This window comes from Vibrio sp. 10N.286.46.A8 (assembly GCF_041470165.1).
In the GTDB taxonomy this organism is placed as follows: Bacteria; Pseudomonadota; Gammaproteobacteria; order Enterobacterales; family Vibrionaceae; genus Vibrio; species Vibrio tasmaniensis_A.
Genome location: NZ_JBFRLX010000288.1, coordinates 1 through 390 on the forward strand (window position 1 = coordinate 1; position 390 = coordinate 390).

Sequence of the window (390 nt, forward strand, 5' to 3'; positions counted from 1 at the left end):
ATTGCTGAATTTAACCGTTATGAGTTTAGTCGTCCCGCACATAAAGATTTATGCGAAAATCCAACGAAAATCTATTCGCATATCGCACCTTACATGGGCGGCCCAGAAAAGATTAAGAATACTAATGGTGCCGGTGATGCTGCGTTGTCTGCTCTATTACATGATATGGCCGCTAATAAGTACCATAAAGAAAATGTGCCTAACTCAAGTAAGCATCAGCATTCATTCTTGACGTATTCTTCTTTCTCACAAGTTTGTAAATATTCAAACCGCGCAAGTTATGAAGTATTAGTTCAGCACTCGCCACGATTATCTCGAGGCCTTCCTGAAAGAGAAGATAGTCTAGAAGAAGCGTACTGGGAAAGATAAGGCATTTTTTTGATTTATATT

Annotated in this window: 1 pseudogene; it reads left to right on the forward strand. The window is 39.0% G+C overall.

Going from position 1 to position 390, the window contains the following annotated elements:
* Positions 1-369: pseudogene (locus AB4232_RS21570) on the forward strand (inosine/guanosine kinase); the annotation flags it as partial.
* Between the last annotated feature and the right edge of the window lie 21 nt (positions 370-390).